Annotated in this window: 19 protein-coding genes; 10 read left to right on the top strand and 9 right to left on the bottom strand. The window is 75.4% G+C overall.

Annotated elements, in window-relative coordinates; all coding sequences use genetic code 11:
- The 3 genes from C8E97_RS12890 to cobJ are packed head-to-tail and all read left to right on the top strand — an operon-like array spanning position 1 to position 3,220.
- Complete coding sequence (locus C8E97_RS12890; protein WP_121005066.1) at positions 1-1,008, top strand: hypothetical protein; 1,008 nt, start codon at positions 1-3, stop codon at positions 1,006-1,008.
- Complete coding sequence (locus C8E97_RS12885; protein WP_121005063.1) at positions 1,005-1,625, top strand: precorrin-8X methylmutase; 621 nt, start codon at positions 1,005-1,007, stop codon at positions 1,623-1,625. Before C8E97_RS12890 ends, C8E97_RS12885 begins: the two co-directional genes overlap by 4 nt.
- Positions 1,622-3,220 (top strand): precorrin-3B C(17)-methyltransferase, encoded by a 1,599-nt coding sequence (cobJ, locus tag C8E97_RS12880; protein ID WP_121005059.1) that lies wholly within the window; start codon positions 1,622-1,624, stop codon positions 3,218-3,220. Before C8E97_RS12885 ends, cobJ begins: the two co-directional genes overlap by 4 nt.
- An 89-nt stretch (positions 3,221-3,309) precedes the next feature.
- Here cobJ and C8E97_RS12875 read toward each other — a convergent pair whose 3' ends face one another.
- Positions 3,310-4,044, bottom strand: a complete 735-nt coding sequence (locus tag C8E97_RS12875) for a cobalt-precorrin-6A reductase (RefSeq protein ID WP_246018852.1) — start codon at positions 4,042-4,044, stop codon at positions 3,310-3,312.
- Positions 4,045-4,070: 26 nt separating this feature from the next.
- On the opposite strand from C8E97_RS12875, the gene C8E97_RS12870 reads away from it, so the two are divergent.
- On the top strand, positions 4,071-5,126 hold the full coding sequence (locus C8E97_RS12870; RefSeq protein WP_211347222.1) for a cobalt-precorrin-5B (C(1))-methyltransferase: 1,056 nt from the start codon (positions 4,071-4,073) through the stop codon (positions 5,124-5,126).
- Positions 5,127-5,179: 53 nt separating this feature from the next.
- Here C8E97_RS12870 and cobM read toward each other — a convergent pair whose 3' ends face one another.
- From cobM to C8E97_RS12850, 4 genes are all read right to left on the bottom strand, one after another.
- Positions 5,180-5,923, bottom strand: coding sequence for a precorrin-4 C(11)-methyltransferase (gene cobM, locus C8E97_RS12865; RefSeq protein WP_121005051.1), 744 nt, complete (start codon positions 5,921-5,923; stop codon positions 5,180-5,182).
- Positions 5,920-7,119, bottom strand: coding sequence for a precorrin-6y C5,15-methyltransferase (decarboxylating) subunit CbiE (gene cbiE, locus C8E97_RS12860; protein ID WP_121005048.1), 1,200 nt, complete (start codon positions 7,117-7,119; stop codon positions 5,920-5,922). Before cbiE ends, cobM begins: the two co-directional genes overlap by 4 nt.
- A complete protein-coding gene (locus C8E97_RS12855) occupies positions 7,116-7,508 on the bottom strand; it encodes a pyridoxamine 5'-phosphate oxidase family protein (RefSeq protein WP_121005044.1) in 393 nt (130 codons plus the stop codon). Before C8E97_RS12855 ends, cbiE begins: the two co-directional genes overlap by 4 nt.
- A 97-nt stretch (positions 7,509-7,605) precedes the next feature.
- Positions 7,606-9,081 carry an aminotransferase class V-fold PLP-dependent enzyme gene (locus C8E97_RS12850; protein ID WP_121011425.1) on the bottom strand — a complete coding sequence of 492 codons (1,476 nt, stop codon included), beginning with the start codon at positions 9,079-9,081 and terminating at the stop codon, positions 7,606-7,608.
- 215 nt (positions 9,082-9,296) lie between these two features.
- Between C8E97_RS12850 and trxA the strand changes: the two genes are divergently transcribed.
- A complete protein-coding gene (trxA, locus tag C8E97_RS12845) occupies positions 9,297-9,659 on the top strand; it encodes a thioredoxin (RefSeq protein WP_121005041.1) in 363 nt (120 codons plus the stop codon).
- Between the two features lie 115 nt (positions 9,660-9,774).
- Here trxA and C8E97_RS12840 read toward each other — a convergent pair whose 3' ends face one another.
- Positions 9,775-10,806 (bottom strand): sigma-70 family RNA polymerase sigma factor, encoded by a 1,032-nt coding sequence (locus C8E97_RS12840; protein ID WP_121005038.1) that lies wholly within the window; start codon positions 10,804-10,806, stop codon positions 9,775-9,777.
- A gap of 68 nt (positions 10,807-10,874) precedes the next feature.
- On the opposite strand from C8E97_RS12840, the gene C8E97_RS12835 reads away from it, so the two are divergent.
- The 4 genes from C8E97_RS12835 to C8E97_RS12820 all read left to right on the top strand — a co-directional run bounded on the left by C8E97_RS12835 (position 10,875) and on the right by C8E97_RS12820 (position 13,084).
- Positions 10,875-11,699 (top strand): alpha/beta fold hydrolase, encoded by an 825-nt coding sequence (locus tag C8E97_RS12835; RefSeq protein ID WP_121005035.1) that lies wholly within the window; start codon positions 10,875-10,877, stop codon positions 11,697-11,699.
- A gap of 292 nt (positions 11,700-11,991) precedes the next feature.
- Positions 11,992-12,417: a phage holin family protein gene (locus tag C8E97_RS12830; protein ID WP_121005032.1), complete on the top strand. Its 426-nt coding sequence runs from the start codon at positions 11,992-11,994 to the stop codon at positions 12,415-12,417.
- On the top strand, positions 12,414-12,806 hold the full coding sequence (locus tag C8E97_RS35265) for a DUF3618 domain-containing protein (RefSeq protein WP_211346999.1): 393 nt from the start codon (positions 12,414-12,416) through the stop codon (positions 12,804-12,806). The genes C8E97_RS12830 and C8E97_RS35265 overlap by 4 nt, the downstream gene beginning before the upstream one ends.
- Positions 12,803-13,084, top strand: a complete 282-nt coding sequence (locus C8E97_RS12820; RefSeq protein ID WP_121005029.1) for a DUF4235 domain-containing protein — start codon at positions 12,803-12,805, stop codon at positions 13,082-13,084. The genes C8E97_RS35265 and C8E97_RS12820 overlap by 4 nt, the downstream gene beginning before the upstream one ends.
- A 181-nt stretch (positions 13,085-13,265) precedes the next feature.
- On the opposite strand, the gene C8E97_RS12815 is transcribed toward C8E97_RS12820, so the two are convergent.
- A complete protein-coding gene (locus C8E97_RS12815; RefSeq protein WP_211346998.1) occupies positions 13,266-14,264 on the bottom strand; it encodes an ArsR/SmtB family transcription factor in 999 nt (332 codons plus the stop codon).
- A gap of 172 nt (positions 14,265-14,436) precedes the next feature.
- Here C8E97_RS12815 and C8E97_RS12810 point away from each other — a divergent pair, with 172 nt between their 5' ends.
- On the top strand, positions 14,437-15,009 hold the full coding sequence (locus C8E97_RS12810; protein ID WP_147455086.1) for a hypothetical protein: 573 nt from the start codon (positions 14,437-14,439) through the stop codon (positions 15,007-15,009).
- Between the two features lie 301 nt (positions 15,010-15,310).
- Here the strand turns inward: C8E97_RS12810 and C8E97_RS12805 are convergent, their stop codons facing one another.
- Both C8E97_RS12805 and C8E97_RS12800 read right to left on the bottom strand, forming a co-directional pair.
- A complete protein-coding gene (locus C8E97_RS12805) occupies positions 15,311-15,925 on the bottom strand; it encodes a phosphatase PAP2 family protein (RefSeq protein WP_121005019.1) in 615 nt (204 codons plus the stop codon).
- A gap of 178 nt (positions 15,926-16,103) precedes the next feature.
- Positions 16,104-16,943: an alpha/beta fold hydrolase gene (locus C8E97_RS12800; RefSeq protein WP_121005016.1), complete on the bottom strand. Its 840-nt coding sequence runs from the start codon at positions 16,941-16,943 to the stop codon at positions 16,104-16,106.
- Positions 16,944-16,948 lie beyond the last annotated feature (5 nt).

Raw genomic sequence — 16,948 nt, 5'->3', positions numbered from 1 at the left:
ATGCCCCAGGACCGTGAACGCCCCGACGCCTGCCCCGGCGCGGTCGACGTGCACCGGGCCGCCGACGGCGGGCTGGCCCGCGTCCGGGTGCCCGGCGGCACCCTGTCGGCGGACCGGTTCGACGCGCTGCGCAGCGCCGCGCTGGACCTCGGCGACGGGTGGCTCGAACTGACCTCGCGGGCGAACGTGCAGATCAGGGGCCTGGCACCGGGCGCGGAGCACGAGCTGGGCGCGCGACTGCGCGACGCCGGGCTGCTGCCCTCGCTGACCCACGAGCGGGTGCGCAACATCGTCGCCGCGCCGCTGGAGGACAACCAGGACCTGGTCGACGCGCTCGACCGGGCGCTGTGTCGGGTTCCCGAACTGGCCGACCTGCCGGGCCGCTTCCTGGTCACGGTGGGTGCGGCGGTGAGCGGCCTGGGCGGTGACGTCGGGCTCGTCGGCGACGCGTTGTTCCTGGCCGGCCGGGACAGCGGGCTCCGCGTGGCGGACCCGGTGGCCGCCGTGGTCGAGGCCGCGCGGCTGTTCCAGCGGTCGCGCGGCACCGCGTGGCGGCTGTCCGAAGTGGACGGCGGTGTGCGGAAGATCACGGCCGCCCTGGGCGTGCCAGGACCGGATGCCGTTGCCCCGGCTGTGATCCCGGTCGCACCGGGCCCGGTCGGCGACCGGGTGGTGGCGGGCGTGCCGCTGGGCAGGCTCGACGCGCGGCTGCTCGCGGGCGTGCCGGTGCGGCTCACGCCGTGGCGGAGCCTGGTGGTGCCGGCGGGCGCGGACACGTCCGGCCTGTTCACCGACCCCGGCTCGCCGTGGCACGGGGTCAGCGCGTGCACCGGGCGGCCCGGCTGCGCGAAGTCGCTCGCGGACGTCCGGGCGGACGCGGCGAGGTGGATCGGCACGCCGCACACCGGCCCGGTGCACTGGTCGGGCTGCGCGCGGCGGTGTGGTCGCCCGGCGGGCGACGTGGTGGAGTTCGTCGCGACCGGCGACGGGTACGAGGAGATCAGGTGACCAGCTACATCAAGGACGGCGCGGAGATCTACCGCCGCTCGTTCGCCACCATCCGCGCCGAGGCGGACCTGACCGGGCTGCCGGCGGACGTCGCGCGGGTCGCCGTGCGGATGATCCACGCCTGCGGCATGGTCGACCTGGTCCGCGACCTCGCGTACTCGCCCGGCGTCGTGTCCGCCGCGCGGGAGGCGCTGCTGGCCGGCGCGCCGATCCTGTGCGACGCGCAGATGGTCGCCTCGGGCGTCACCCGGCGCAGGCTGCCCGCGGACAACGAGGTGCTGTGCGCGCTGGGCGACCCGCGCGTGCCCGCGCTGGCGGCCGAGCTGGGCAACACCCGCAGCGCCGCCGCGCTGGAGCTGTGGGGCGACCGGCTCGGCGGCGCGGTGGTCGCCATCGGCAACGCGCCGACCGCGCTGTTCCACCTGCTCGACCTCGTCGCGGCGGGCGCGCCGAAGCCGGCGGCCGTGCTGGGCATCCCGGTCGGCTTCATCGGCGCGGCCGAGTCCAAGCAGGCACTGGCGGAGAGCGCCCTGGAGCACCTGGTCGTGCACGGGCGGCGTGGCGGCAGCGCCATGACCGCGGCGGCCGTCAACGCGATCGCGAGCGAGGAAGAATGACCGGCAGGCTGTACGGCGTCGGAGTGGGTCCGGGCGACCCCGAACTGGTGACGGTCAAGGCCGCGCGCCTGATCGGCGAGGCGGACGTCGTCGTGTTCCACAGCGCGCGGCACGGCCGCAGCGTGGCGCGCCGGATCGCCGAGCCCTACCTGCGCGGCGACCAGGTCGAGGAGCAGCTCGTCTACCCGGTGACGACCGAGGACTCCGACGACTACCAGGGCGAGATCGACGCGTTCTACGCGGAGAGCGCCGCCCGCCTGGCCGCCCACCTGGACGCGGGCCGGACGGTGGTGGTGCTGGCCGCGGGCGACCCGTTCTTCTACGGCTCGTACATGCACCTGCACAAGCGGCTGGCGGACCGCTACCCGGCGGAGGTCGTGCCCGGTGTGACGTCGGTGAGCGCCGGCGCGGCCGTGCTCGGCAGGCCGCTGGTGGAGCGGGACGAGGTGCTGACCGTGCTGCCCGGCACGCTGCCGGCGGAGGTGCTGGCGGAGCACCTGGCGGGCGGGGACCCGGTGGCGGTGATGAAGCTGGGCCGCACGTTCCCGACCGTGCGGGCGGCGCTGGAGCGGTCCGGGCGGCTGGCCGAGGCGTGGTACGTGGAGCGGGCGACGACGGGCAAGCAGCGCACCGCGCCGCTGTCCGAAGTGGACGCCGACGGCGTGCCGTACTTCTCGCTCGCCCTGCTGCCCAGCAAGGCCGGCCCGGTGGCGGGGAACGGCGTGCGGGCCGACGGCGACGCCGCACAAGCCGATGCGCACGCCGCACGGATCGACGCGCACGCCGCACGGGCTGACGCGCACGCCGCACGGGCCGGTGCGGGGAACTCGCGGGCGGACGCGGAAGGCGCGCGGGCGGGTGCCGGCGAGGTGGTCGTCGTCGGCCTGGGCCCGGCCGGTCCCGAGTGGCTCACCCCCGAGGCGCGTGACGCGCTGGCCGCCGCCGACGACCTCGTCGGGTACGTCACCTACCTGGACCGCGTCACGACCGGCCCCCGGCAGCGCAGGCACGCCTCGGACAACAAGGTCGAGTCCGAGCGGGCCGCGTTCGCGCTGGACCTGGCCCGGCGCGGCAGGCGGGTCGCGGTCGTGTCGTCCGGCGACCCCGGCGTGTTCGCGATGGCCAGCGCCGTGCTGGAGGTCGCCGCCGAGGAGCAGTTCGCCGACGTCCCGGTGCGGGTGCTGCCCGGCCTGACCGCCGCGCACGCCGTCGCCAGCCGGGTCGGCGCGCCGCTGGGCCACGACTACTGCGTGGTGTCGCTGTCGGACCGGCTCAAGCCGTGGGACGTCATCGCCGGCCGGTTGGAGGCCGCCGCCGGGGCCGACCTGGTGCTCGCGATCTACAACCCGGCGTCGCGCAGCCGCACCTGGCAGGTGGAGGCGGCCCGCGACCTGCTGCTGCGCCACCGGTCACCCGACACGCCCGTGGTGATCGGGCGGGACGTCGGCGGGCCGGAGGAGACCGTCCGGGTGGTGCGGCTGGCCGACCTCGACCCGGCCGCCGTGGACATGCGGTGCCTGCTCCTGGTCGGGTCCTCGCAGACCCGGCGCACGGACCGGGGAACGGTGTTCACCCCTCGCCGCTACCCGGGGTGAGCCGGTCCGGGGTGCCGGTCACGCGGGGCAGGCACCCCGTCCGGCGCCGGCGTGGGCCGTCCGCCGGCACGCCGCGGCCCGGCACCCCGCTACCCGCCGTGAGCGGGGCCGGCGTCCCACCCGCCGACCGCCGCGAGCCAGGCCAGCGCCTCGTCGACCGTCGGCACGGTCGGCGCGTCCGGCGCGGGCGGCCGGCGCACGACCACCACCGGCAGGCCGAGGCGTCGGGCGGCGACGAGTTTCGCGGCGGTCATCGCCCCACCGCTGTCCTTGGTGACCAGCACCTCCACGCCGTGCCGGCGCATCAGCCCCACCTCGCCCGCCACGGTGTACGGGCCGCGGTCGAGGACGACGTCCAGCGCGGTCGGCTCCTCGGGCGGGTCCACCACCCGCGCCACGCCGCACGCGAACGCGCCGAGCGCCTGCCGCCCCGTGGTGACGAACGCGCGCCGCGCGCCGACCACCGCCGCCGCCTCGGCCACCGAGTCGACCCACGTCCAGCGGTCGCCCTCGCCCTCCGCCCAGCCGGGGCGGCGCAGCACCAGGAACGGCACGCCCACTTCGGCGGTCGCCGCGAGCGCGTTGGCCGTGATGCGGTCGGCGAACGGGTGCGTCGCGTCCACCACGGCGTCGACCCGTTCCGCCCGCAGGTAGGCCACCAGGCCGGGCACCCCGCCGAACCCGCCGACGCGCACCTCGCCCGCCGGCAGCCTGGGCGACGCGACGCGCCCGGCCAGGGACGACACCACGCGCGGACCGGCGGGCACCCGCGCGGCGAGTTCCCGCGCCTCGCCCGTGCCACCCAGCACCAACACCGTTCTCACCGCTGTTGCATCCTGACGTCGTGAACCTGCGTTACGGGTGGACGACCGGCGCTTGCGCCACCGCCGCGACCACCGCGGCGTACACCGCGCTGCTCACCGGCGAGTTCCCGGACCCGGTCGGCATCCTGCTCCCCAAGGGCCGGACCCCGGAGTTCGCCCTCGCCCGCGAGGAGCTGACCGACGACCACGCGTACGCGGCGGTCGTGAAGGACGCCGGCGACGACCCGGACGTGACGCACGGCGCGCTGGTCCAGGTCACGGTCCGCCACGGCGAGCCGGGCACGGGCGTGGTGTTCCGCGCGGGCCGCGGCGTCGGCACGGTCACCAAACCGGGGCTGCCGCTGGCCGTCGGCGAACCCGCGATCAACCCGGTGCCCCGGCGGATGATGCGCGAGCACGTCGAGCGCGTCGCCCGCGCGCACGGCGGCACCGGCGACGTCGTCGTCGAGGTGTCCGTCGAGCACGGCGAGGAGCTGGCGCGCAAGACGTGGAACCCGCGCCTGGGCATCCTCGGCGGGCTGTCCATCCTCGGCACCACGGGCGTGGTGGTGCCGTACTCGTGCTCGGCGTGGATCGACAGCATCCGGCGCGGCATCGACGTGGCCCGCGCCGAGGGGCTCCGGCACGTCGCCGGGTGCACCGGCAGCACGTCGGAGAGGGTCGCCGCGACCGTGCACGGGCTGCCGGAGAGCGCGCTGCTGGACATGGGCGACTTCGCGGGCGCGGTGCTGAAGTACCTCAAGCGGCACCCGGTGGACCGGCTGACCGTCGCGGGCGGTGTCGGCAAGCTGTCCAAGCTCGCCGACGGGCACCTCGACCTGCACTCGGGCCGCTCGCAGGTCAACCTCGACTTCCTGGCGTCGCTGGTGGGGGACCCCGCGCTCGCCGAGGCCGTCCGCGACGCCAACACCGCCCTCGGTGCGCTCCAGGTGTGCCAGGCGGCGGGCGTGCCGCTGGGCGACCTGGTGGCGGAGCGGGCCAAGGCCACCGCGGACGGCGTGCTGAAGGGCGCGCCGGTCACCGTCGACGTGATCGTGATCGACCGCGCGGGCACCATCGTGGGCCGGGCCGGCCAGGGCTGAGCCGCGCGCCGGCCCACACCCACCGCACGGCGTCACGGGCCGGCGGGCAGGCGTCACGAGCGGCAGCGCGCCGTCGAGTAGAGGTGGCTGTCGGTGAAGCCCTCGGCGGCCAGCACCCCGCCCACGACGATCACCGCCGTCCGCCTGATCCCCGCCTCCCCGACCTGGCCGGCGATCGTGGCGAGCGTCCCCCGGAGCACCAGCTCGTCGGCGCGGCTCGCGCAGGCGACCACCGCCGCCGGGCAGTCCGGCCCGTAGTTCGGCAGCAGCTCCGCGACCACCTCGGTGATCCGCTGGACGGCGAGGTGCAGCACGAGCGTGGCGCGGGACCGGCCGAGCGTCGCGAGGTCCTCGCCGGGCGGCATCGGGGTGGCGCGGGCGGCGGTCCGGGTCAGGATGACGGTCTGGCCGACGCCGGGCACGGTCAGCTCCCGGCGCAGCGACGCCGCCGCCGCCGCGAACGCGGGCACGCCGGGCGTCACGTCGTACGGGATGCCCAGGGCGTCGAGCCGGCGCATCTGCTCGGCCATCGCGCTGTACACCGACGGGTCGCCGGAGTGCAGCCGCGCCACGTCCGCGCCCGCCTCGTGCGCGGCGGCGAACTCGGCCGTGATCCGGTCGAGGTCCAGGTTGGCGGTGTCGACCAGGCGGGCGCCCGGCGGGCAGTGCGCCAGCACCTCGGTCGGCACCAGCGCGCCCGCGTACAGGCACACCGGGGACGCCTCCAGCAGCCGGACGGCGCGCAACGTCAACAGGTCGGCCGCACCCGGCCCCGCGCCGATGAAGTGGACGGTCACTGGTTCTCCTCCATCACGAATCCCCGCTCCACCGGCGAGCCGGTGTCGTCCTTGGTCACGGACCACGTGGTCACCGGCATGTGCGGACGCCAGCCGGTGAACCCGCCCACCGGCGCGTCCCGGCTGACCGAGAGCCTGGTCAGCGAACCGCCCAGCACGCCGCGCCACCGGGCGAGCGCGGACTCGGACTCCAGGGTGACGGCGTTGGCCACCAGCCGGCCGCCCGGCCGCAGGGCGTCCCAGCAGCGCTCGACCACGCCGGGCGCGGTCAGGCCGCCGCCGATGAACACGGCGTCCGGCGTCGGCAGGTCCAGCGCGCCGGGGCTCGCGCCCACGACCACCTCGACACCCGGCACGCCCAGCGCGGTGGCGTTCCGGCCGATCCGGGCCGCGCGCACGGGGTCGCGCTCGACGGCGATCGCCCGGCACGCCGGGTGCGTCCGCGACCACTCGACGGCGATGCTGCCCGAACCCGCGCCCACGTCCCACAGCAGCTCGCCGGGGCGCGGCGCGAGCAGCGCCAGCGCCACGGCGCGCACCTCGCGCTTGGTGAGCTGCCCGTCGTGCTCGTAGGCGTCGTCGGGCAGGCCGGGCACCAGCGAGTACCCGCCCGACCCGCACTCCACCGCCAGCACGTGCAGCGGGTCGGCGTCGGCCAGGTCGTGGTGCACGCGCTCGTCGGGCCCGCCCAACCGCTCCAGCACGGTCAGCCGGGCGTCGCCCGCCAGCGCGGCCACCTCCGCGGGCGACCCGCCCAGCACGAGCACCCGCCGACCGGGGTGCAGGTGGGGCACGAGCAGCGCCGCGGGTTTGCCGACCAGGCTCACCACGTCCACCGAGTCCAGCGCCCACCCGAGCCGGGCGCAGGCCAGCGACACCGACGACGGGTGCGGCAGCACGCGCACCGCGCCCGCGCCGAGCAGCCGGACCAGGGTCGAGCCGATGCCGTGGAACATCGGGTCGCCGCTGGCCAGCACGCACACCCGGCGACCGGCGTGCGCGGCCAGCAGGCCGGGCAGCGCGGGCAGCATCGGCGACGGCCACACCACCCGCTCGACGTCGCCGGGCACCAGCGCCACCTGGCGGGCGCTGCCCAGCACGACGTCGGCGGCGGCGAGCGCGCGGCGGGACGCCTCCGGCAGGCCGTCCCACCCGTCGGCCCCGATGCCGACGACGGTCAGCTCGCCGGCGGTCACACCGTGCCCAGCGCGCGCGTCACGGCGATCTCGATCACGACCCGCTCGGGGTTGGGCCGCGGCTGCCGGTACCGCTCGGCGTACCGGCGCTCGGCGTACGCCACCTGCTCCGCCTCCTGCCGGATCACCGCGCGGCCCTCCAGCGTCGACCACCGTGCGCCGTCCACCTGGCACACCGCGACCGCGGCGCCGTCCGGTCCGGCGGCCAGCACCTGGCGCACCTTGTGCGAGCCGCGCGAGGCGATGACCCGCGCGGTCGACGTCGCCACGTCGAGCGTGACGCCGACCGGCACGACGTGCGGGGTGCCGTCGACGCGCATCGTCGTCAGGGTGCACAGGTGGCGCTCGCTCCAGAACGCCCGGAAGTCCTCGCCTTTGGCAGACAGCATGGGTGCATCATGCGGCACCACCGCGCCGAGGTGGAAAACGCCGCGTCGGCCCGACCGACGACCGCGCGCCGGGCGGTCGTCGCGGTGACGCCGGGCACTACTCCGGGTCGCGCGCCCGGACCTCGTTGAGGTAGTTGTAGATCGTGTAGCGGGTGACGCCCAGCTCGCCGGCGAGGTGGTCGACGGAGTCCCGGATCAGGAACAGCCCGGCGGCGTCCAGGTCGCGCACCACCCGTGACTTGTGCGACTTCTTCATCAGCTCGACGGGCACGCCGACGGCGGCGATGGCCCGCTCGACCAGTAGCCTCCGCAGGGCACGCACATCGGTGGGCACCGCCCGCTCCTGCACCGCCCGGTCACCCGCCACCCGACCCCCCACCGCGCGCTCCTCCACCGCGCGCTTTTCCACCGGGCGCTCTCCCACCGGGCGCTCCTCCACCGGGCGGCCCTCCACCGCGAAGCCGCCGTCCCTCCCGACCCCGCCCGCGCCCCGCAGCCGCCGCAACACCCCCGCGAACCGCTCCACCGCCTCGGCCGTGGTGGACGCGTGCGGCGACAGCCGGACGTGCCCGGTGCGCACGGTGGCCGTGACACCCCCGTCCGCCAACGCCTCACCGACCACGGCGGCGGACACGTCGGGCAGCGCGAACGCCACGATGCCCGCCCGCCGGACCTGCTCGGACACCACCACCCCGCCCACCGAGCGGACCGCCTCGGCCAGCTCGTCGGCCCGCCGCACCACCCGCGCGCCGAGCGCGGGCACGCCCGCCAGCTCGACCAGCTCCAGCGCCGTGGCGAACGCGCCCGCCGCGACCGGGCTGAGGTTCGTGATCGACCACCCCGCCGCGCCGGGCGCCACGGGGTGGACCGAGTCGTCGAACAGCCCCGCGTCCACCGCGCCGGTCCACCCGGACACCACCGGGTCGAGCCGCTCCAGCGCCCGGTCCGACAGCGCCAGGAACCCGGTCGACCACCCGGCGCGCACCCACTTCTGGCCGCCCACCACCAGCACGTCCGCCGCCGCCCACGGCTCGTCCACGACGCCGAACCCCTGGATGCCGTCCACGACCAGCAGCCGGTCGCCGACCACGTCCCGCAGCGCCGCCAGGTCGGCGCGGTAGCCGGTGCGGAAGTCGACCGCGCTCACCGCCAGCGCCGTGACGTCGGCGGTCAGCGCGCCCGCGACGACGTCCGGCGTCACCGGGCCGGGCGGCAGCCGGCGCACCCGCGCGCGACCGGCCCGCACCCACGGGTAGGTGTTGGCCGGGAACTCGGCAGGCGACACGGCGACCTCGCCGGCCAGCCCCAGCGCCACCTGGAACAACCCCGTGCTGGTGTTCGGCACCAGTGCCACGTGGTCGACGTCGTGACCGCACAGCCGCGCCGCCGCGGCCCTGGCGCGGTCCTCCCACCGCATCAGCTCGTCCACGGTGGACGGCCCGGCGGAGGCGGACCGCTCCAGCAGGCGCGTCGTCTCCTCCACCACGGCGTGCGAGGGCGGCCCGAACCGGGCGAAGTCCAGGTAGCCCACCGGCTCCTGGAACTGGAGCAGGTACGACGACGGGATGCGCACGACCACCTGGGCACCTTCTCGGGGGAACCTCGGCCGGACCGCCGGGACGCCACCCGGCCCGACCCGCCGTCGGCGGGCGCGGACGGACCGCTCACCGTAGAGTACAACTCCGGGTTGAAGGCATCGACAAGACGTTGAACGGAATTCCGCGGGTGTCCGGCTCGTTGGACCGGGTATCCGGGGGCGCGAACCCCTCAGTCGAGCGAGGAGAACCTATGGCCACGGTGGAGCTGACCGCGGAGAACTTCGACGAGGTGGTCGGCGGCTCCGACATGGTCCTGGTCGACTTCTGGGCGGGCTGGTGCGGCCCGTGCCGGCAGTTCGCACCGGTCTACGAGAAGTCCGCCGAGAAGCACGGTGACATCGTGTTCGGCAAGGTCGACACCGAGGACCAGCAGCAGCTCGCCGCAGCGTTCGAGATCCGGTCGATCCCGACCCTGATGATCGTGCGCGACGGCGTGGTGCTGTACTCCCAGCCCGGCGCGCTGCCCGAAGCGGCGCTGGAGGACCTGATCGACCAGGCCCGCAAGGTCGACATGGACGAGGTGCGCAAGCAGGTGGCCGACCAGCAGGCGTGACCACCGGCTGTGCGGAGGGGCGGGGCCGCGTGCGGTCCCGCCCCTCCCCATGCCGGCCTGGCCGCCACGGCCCGCGCGGGGCACCGCGAGCCGGGTCACCGGCCTCCGCGGTGCGTCACGGCACCTGGTCGGGCAACCCGAGCAGCGGGAAGTGCTCCGCGCCCACGAACGACGTGATCCCCGCGATGAGGCCGTCCCGCAGGGTCAGCACGTTCACCGACCACGCCCGGTGCGCCCCGGTCGCCCCGTCCCACAGGTAGGCGGCCACGGCGGGCTGCCCGTTCGCGCCCACCAGCCGGTGCCGCCACGACCCGCACGAGGTCAGCGGCACCGTCACCGCGAAGTCCAGCACCGCCGCACGCCCCGCGTACCAGTGCGGCATCGGCGGCATCGACCAGGTCACGTCCTCGGTCAGCAGCGCGACGAAGGCGTCGGCGTCCCCGCGCTCCAGCGCGCCGGCGAACCCCGCGACGACCTCGCGCAGCCGCGCGTCGTCGACCTTGCGCAGGGCCTGCTGCTGGGTCACCGGCGGCACCTTCTCCGCGACGACCCGCCTCGCCCGCGCCAGCGCCGAGTTCACCGAGGTGGTGGTCGTGCCCATGCTCGCCGCGATCTCCGCCACCGAGAAGCCCAGCACCTCGAACAGCAGCAACGCCGCCCGCTGGTTGCCCGGCAGGTGCTGGAGCGCGGCGACGAACGCCAGCTCCACCGCCTCCCGCTGCTCGTACCGCGCGCCCGGACCGGCCGGCCCGTCGGCGAGCCCCGCGTCCGGGTACGGCCCGAGCCACGCCACGTCGGTCAGCGGCACGTCCCGCACCGCCCGGTCGCTCGACGGGCCGAGGTCCACCGGCAGCGCCCGCCTGCGCCGGTGCTCGACGGCGTCCAGGCAGGTGCGCGTGGCCACGGTGTACAGCCACGACCGCAGCGAGCCGCGCCCCTCGAACCGGGCCAGCCCCCGCCATGCCCGCACCAGCGCGTCCTGCAACGCGTCGTCGGCGTCGTGCGCCGACCCGAGCATCCGGTAGCAGTGCGCGTGCAGCTCGCGACGCAGTGGCTCGACCAAACGGGTGAACGCGGCGGCGTCGCCCGCCCGCGCGAGGCCCAGTTCGGCGTCCGCGGTGGGCGGCGTGGAAAAAACTTCGGTCACCCCGACGATTCTGCCTCGCGGTGGGAGTCACTTACCCCGAACGGGCGTCACCCCACACTGGAGGACCTATGAGCACCACACCTACCGTCACCATCGGCTCGCTGCGCGTGGACGACGCGTCCCTGCACTACGAGGTGCGCGGCCACGGCCCGCTGGTGGTGCTGGTCGGCGCGCCGATGGACGCCAGGTCGTTCGTCCCGCTGGCCGACCTGCTGGCGGTCGACCACACCGTGCTCACCACCGACCCGCGCGGCATCAACCGCAGCCCGGTGGACGACCCCGAGCGCGACTCAACGCCGGAAATGCGCGCCGACGACCTGCGCCGGCTGATCACCCACCTGGGCACCGGGCCGGCCGCGGTGCTGGGCTCCAGCGGCGGCGCGGTCAGCGCGCTGGCCCTCGCGCAGGCGCACCCCGAGGTCGTGCACACCGTCATCGCGCACGAACCGCCGCTGAACGAGCTGCTGGAGGACCGCGCGGAGCTGCGGGCGGGCACCGAGGAGATCATCGCCACCTACCTCGGGGGCGACCACGTCGGCGCGTTCCGGAAGTTCCTGGAGGTGGCGAACATCTTCCTGCCCGACGAGGTCGTCGAGCAGATCGCCGGCGGCGAGCGCGACGCCCAAGCCCTCGCGGACGACCACTACCAGCACGCGCACATGCTGCGCCCCACCACGCGGTGGGTGCCCGACCTGGACGCCCTGCGCGGGTCGGGGAGCCGGATCGTGGTCGGCATCGGCGAGGAGTCCGGCGGCCAGCTGTGCGACCGGACGTCGCGGGCGTTGGCGGCGGGGCTCGGCGTCGAGCCGACCCCGTTCCCCGGCGACCACGTCGGGTTCGCGGAGGTGCCCGAGGCGTTCGCGACGCGACTGCGCACCGTGCTGGGGAGCTGACGCACCGGCGGCACGGCTGCTCGCGGCCGTGCCGGTAAGGCGCGGTCGTGCACGACGAGCCGGTGGGGGCGCCGTTCCCGGCGCCCCCACCCTCGCGCGGGACCGCGGCGGCAGGCGGGTCCACCCGTCCTCTGCTTCCGGCGTCACGGCGGTGCCGTGCCGGTGAAACCCGGTGCTACCTGCTCTCATCTACGGGTAGGCCCACGGTCCTGGGCACCGGGGGTTCCCGGATGCGCCGTGCGTACACCCGGCGCGCAATGGGTAGTCCTGGGCCGAGGAGAGGAGGCGGCCCATGAACCACCCGGCCCGCGACCCGTCGGCACAGCACCACGACCACGACCCGTCGACCGCGGAACTGGTCGGCCGACTGTCCGAACAGGTCGGCAGGCTCGCCCGCGAGGAGATCAGCCTGGCGGTCGCCGAGGTGAAGACCAAGGGCAGGAACGTCGGCGTGGGCGCCGGGCTGCTGGGCGGCGCGGGCGTGCTCGCGTGGTTCGGTGTGATGGCGCTGATCGCGGGGCTCGTCCTGGTGCTGGCACTGGTGATGCCCGCGTGGCTGGCGGCGTTCGTCGTCGCCGTCGCGGTGTTCGCGGTCGCCGGTGTGCTCGCGCTGATCGGGCGCAAGCGGATCGACCGGGGCACGCCGCCCATCCCCGAGCAGGCCGTCAGCGGCGTGCAGCGGGACATCTCGCAGGTCAAGGAGAGGGCGCACCGATGAGCAAGGACGTTCCGCACGACCCGGCCGCGCTGCGCGCGGACATCGAGAAGACTCGTGGCGAACTCGGCGACACCGTGGAGGCATTGGTGCACAAGGCGGACGTGCCCGCCCGCGTGAAGGAGACCGCGCACGAGGGCGTTGAGCAGGTGAGGGAAGGCGCGACGACCGTGGCGGAACGGGTCAACACGGCCGCCGTCGTCGCGGCCGAGAAGGCGCAGGAGACCGCGGCGAAGGTCTCGACGCAGGTGTCGGACAAGGCGTCCCACGCGGTCGACGCCCTGCCGCCGCCGGTGGCCGAGCAGGTGCGCAGGCACCCGGCGGCGATCGCGGTGGGCGTGGCGGCGGTCGCGGTGCTGGTGTGGCGGCTGGTGCGCGGGAGCAGGTCATGAGCAAGCTGCTGTACCGGCCGCTCGGGATGCTGTTCAGCGTCCTGGGCGGCCTGGCCGCGAGCAAGCTGTTCGGGCAGGTGTGGAAGCTGATCAGCGGGGACAAGGTCGCGCCGAACCCGACCCAGCGGGATCGCGGGTGGGGCGAGGTGCTGCTCGCGGCGACCGTGCAGGGCGCGATCTTCGGCCTGGTCAAGGCCGCGATCGACCGCGGCGGGGCGACCGGTTACGACAAGCTGACCGGTGAGTGGCCGGGCGAAACCGAAGACGTGGACAAGTAACCACCACACCGTCCACTGAGGACGAAGCGCTCCACGGGCTGGGCGGTCGACACGACCGGTTCTTCCCCCGGGGTTCACCGACGCGGGTGTGGGCCCGGCCTGCACGAGGCCGGGCCCACACCTGTCCGGACGCGGCCGGCCCGTGGCCGAGAGCGACGTCGAGCCCCGGCCCCGTTGCCTTTCAGCCGAAGCCGGGCCTGGACCGCAGCAGTGCCGCGCCCAGCGGGGTGATGGTGTGCCGCACCGCCTTCCCCTCCCGGCTGGTGGTGATCAGGCCGGCGTTGCGCAGCACCGTCGCGTGCCGGCTCGCCGCCGCGGGCGAGATGGCGAGGCGGCGGGCCAGCTCGGTGGTGCCGCACCCCTCGGCGGTCACGGCCAGCGCGGCGGCGCGGGTGCGCCCCAGCAGCTCGCCGAGGGACCGCTCGCCGGACTCGTCGTCCTCCCACAGCCCGATGCCGGCCGCGTCGGCGTCGACGGCGGGCACGGCCAGGACCGGTGGCTCGCCCGCATCACCCGGACACTGGAGCAGTTCCACCTGCCCCGTGGAGAACAGCGTCGGCGTGATGACCAGACCGCGGCCCCGCAGGTGGACGTCCGCGTCGCGCGGGTGGCTCACCTGGAGCACCGGCGACCGCCAGCGCACCAGCGGTGGGCACAGGGTCGCGAGGAGCCGTTCGACACCGCCCTCGGCCATCGTGCGCGCGTAGCCCGCGCGGACCCCGGCGAGGTGCGACCGCACCCGCGCCCAGTGGGGGGCGATGGTCACCCGGTGGCAGGCCCGGAGCGCCGCGGCGAGCTGCCGCCTGGCCTCCCGGTCGCCGTCGACCAGGTCCGCGGCCCAGGTCCGGTGCGCGGGCTGGAAGGTGATCGCCTCCAGTTCGACGCGCATCAGCTCGCGCGGAGCCGCGAGGACGTTCTCGACCGCCTCCTCGATGCACGGCGTGTCGCCCGCGATGCTCGTGACGTCGAGCATCGGACCGCGCGCCGGCATCAACGCGGTCAACGGCTTCGCCGGCTCGCCCAGCCGGCCGCGCAGCGAGGAGCGCCAGGCGTGGAACACGGGCGTCCGGTCCCGGTCGCGCAGCAACTTCACGCTGTCGAACGTCTCGGCCGCCACGCCGATCGTCGTCGCCACCCGCGTCCGCGCCAAGTCCTCGGCGGTGAAGTGCACGCGTTTCACCCGATACCCCCCGGTCGGTCCGGGGTCCATTAAGCCACAACCGAAAGGATCGCGTGGCCCGCGCGCGGTCCGACACGCTGTGCCCCGCCTGGACGTCGTCGTCCACCTCCTCCGGAGGGGTCCGGAGGAGGACCGGCCTCACCACCCGAACCCCGGACGAGAGGGCTTCACCGTGAAACAACGACCCGTCATCCGCCGTCTGCTGCCGGTCCTGGCGGCCGTCACCGGACTGCTGCTCGGCACCGCCGGCGTGGGCACGGCGGCCACGCCCGACGAGGGCACGGCGTTCCGCGAGCAGGCCGCGGCGCTGGGCCTGTCCGCCGAGGAGGCCGACCGGCTCGGGTCCCGTGCGGACGCGTACGCGCGGCAGCTCGGCGGCACCCGGACGGCGATCAACAAGGTGGCGTTGGGACAGGGTGCGGAGCTGACGCTCGTCCTGCCCGGCGAGGCGCACGCGCGCGACCTGGGGGCCGGGGGCGGGGTGGACGCGGCCACCTCCACCTGCTTGGGCGGCTTCTTCTGCGCCTGGGCGGGAACCTACTACCAGGGCGACAACATCAAGTGGGCCGCCTGCCAGACGGTCCCGATCCCCTGGTACTCCGACGGCTCCTGGATCAACAACCAGACCACGGGCACCGTCGCGCAGTTCAAGAGCAGCGACGGCGTAACCCGCTGGGCGTCCCCGGCCTACGACAACGACCCGGTAGCCGACTGGCGCTGGGTGGCCTCAGTGAAGAACTGCTGACCCCTCCCGCTCGCCACCCCGCTCCCGCACGCGTTCCCACACGCGTTCCCACACGCGTTCCCGCCCCGCGAGACCGCGTCGGTGGTTCACGGCGCGAGTTCCGCCGATCACGCTTTTCGATCGGCGGAACTCGCCCCGTGAGCCGCCGACTCCCAGGCGGTCGAGCCGCCCGACGAAGGAGGGCAAATCAAACACAGCTGCTCCCAAGCCCACACCGCTCCCGCTCCCTAAATCCCTCCCCTCCCCTCACCTCCCCTCCCCCTCTCCCCGCCCCTCACCCTCCCCTCCCCCACCCCCTCACTCACACCAACCACCAGAACGCCACCCCACCCACCACCAGACCGAACGCACCACCACCCACCACCTGCGCCACCGTGTGATCGCCCAACGCCACCCGAGACCACCCCACCAGCGCCACCGCCGGCGAGAACACCAGCGTCCACAAGCCGAACGTCACGATCAGCACCCCCAGCGCGCCCGCCGCGACGGCGGTGTGCACGGAGATCTTCCACCCCCTCCCGCCCGGCACGGGCGCGGCGAACGTGACCGCGATGCTGACCACCAGACTCAGGAACATCGCCAACGCCAGCGCCAGCACCCGCTGCGGCGCGCCGGCGAGCGCCAGCACCGCGATCCCCGTGCCCAGCGAGGCCACGCAGGTGACCAGCGGGACCAGCCTGCCCTCGCGGTTGGTCACGTGGTGGCCGTCCCACCGGCCGCGCCGGGCACCGCGGACGACGACCGCCATCGGGATCACCGAGCCGGTCACGCCGACGACCGTGCCCCACACCAGGCTCTGGTACGGGTTCCCGGTGGCGTGCCAGGCGACCAGCAGCGGCAGGCTCAGCACGAGCACCCAGGGCGCGAGGATCTCGGTCACCATGCGGGCGAGCAGCGGCGGGGTGGGGGTGGCCATAACCGGAGCCTAGAACGACGCGGTCCACAGTGGAGCATTGTCCACACGCGACCACCGGTTGGGGTGATCGCGCCGAAGCACCGGAACAGGTATCACCGAATCACCGCCGACACCCTGACACCGCAGTCAGCCACACGACCGTCCCTTCAGGACATTCGTCCCCTCGCGACAGCCCCCATCACGCCGCGCACCGCCGCACGAACGCGAGGACGCGCTCGGCCGCGTCCATCCGGTGGCCGCAGTCCGGCCACACCTCGACCTCGGCGTGCGGGACGAGGTCGCGCATCCGGGCCGCCGCCTTCGCGCCGTCGTGCACGACGCTACGACCGCCGAACAGGGCGAGCACCGGCGCGCGGACGGCGCGCAACGCCTCGCCGAAGGGCACCTGCGGCGCGGGGCGGGCGCGGTACTCGGTGATGCCGGCCAGCACCAGCCGCACGTCGGCCCGCTCGGGGTCCAGTTCGCCCGCCCACCGCAGGAACCACCGCCACGCGCGCTCCGACCTGGTCAGCGCCGCCACCGCACCACGCCACAGCACGCCGAACGCGAACCCGGCCGTCACCGCCGTCGGGTCGATCAGGCTGAGCGAGGCGACCCTGGCCGGCGCGTGGACGGCCGCCGCGCACGCGTGCCACCCGCCCGTGGACGCGCCGACCAGGTGGGCGCGGTCCAGCCCGAGCCCGCCGATCAGCTCGCCCAGCCAGCGACCCCGGTCGGCGGCGTCCCGGATGGGCGCGGTCTGCACGCTCAGCCCGGCCTCGCCGAGGGTGTCCACGGCGTACACGGCGTGGTCGCGGGCGTAGCGGGCCGGTTCCGCGCCCCAGCCGAGGGCCGTCGCGGACAGTCCGGGCAGCAGCACGAGCGGCGGGCCGTCGCCGAACCGGTAGACCCTGGTGGTGCCGAAGGAGGTCGGCACGTCCAGCTCCCGGTCCGGTGGCGGGCACAGCGCCTGCGCGGCGCGGTAGGCGGCGAGGTAGCGCTCGTGGGCTTGCCGGTCGACGAACATCCCCGTTGTCATGCGGC

This window comes from Saccharothrix australiensis, from assembly GCF_003634935.1.
Taxonomy (GTDB): Bacteria; Actinomycetota; Actinomycetes; order Mycobacteriales; family Pseudonocardiaceae; genus Actinosynnema; species Actinosynnema australiense.
The sequence above is the reverse complement of the archived record's forward strand: the minus strand, read 5'-3'. Positions and strand labels throughout refer to the sequence as shown.

Bases quoted from the DNA above. Each gene is read 5' to 3' on its own strand.
- C8E97_RS12890 (WP_121005066.1), top strand. From the start codon at position 1: ATGCCCCAGGACCGTGAACGCCCCGACGCCTGCCCCGGCGCGGTCGAC.
- cobJ (WP_121005059.1), top strand. From the start codon at position 1,622: ATGACCGGCAGGCTGTACGGCGTCGGAGTGGGTCCGGGCGACCCCGAA.
- C8E97_RS12855 (WP_121005044.1), bottom strand. From the start codon at position 7,508: ATGCTGTCTGCCAAAGGCGAGGACTTCCGGGCGTTCTGGAGCGAGCGC.
- trxA (WP_121005041.1), top strand. From the start codon at position 9,297: ATGGCCACGGTGGAGCTGACCGCGGAGAACTTCGACGAGGTGGTCGGC.
- C8E97_RS12835 (WP_121005035.1), top strand. From the start codon at position 10,875: ATGAGCACCACACCTACCGTCACCATCGGCTCGCTGCGCGTGGACGAC.
- C8E97_RS12830 (WP_121005032.1), top strand. From the start codon at position 11,992: ATGAACCACCCGGCCCGCGACCCGTCGGCACAGCACCACGACCACGAC.
- C8E97_RS35265 (WP_211346999.1), top strand. From the start codon at position 12,414: ATGAGCAAGGACGTTCCGCACGACCCGGCCGCGCTGCGCGCGGACATC.
- C8E97_RS12820 (WP_121005029.1), top strand. From the start codon at position 12,803: ATGAGCAAGCTGCTGTACCGGCCGCTCGGGATGCTGTTCAGCGTCCTG.
- C8E97_RS12805 (WP_121005019.1), bottom strand. From the start codon at position 15,925: ATGGCCACCCCCACCCCGCCGCTGCTCGCCCGCATGGTGACCGAGATC.
- C8E97_RS12800 (WP_121005016.1), bottom strand. From the start codon at position 16,943: ATGACAACGGGGATGTTCGTCGACCGGCAAGCCCACGAGCGCTACCTC.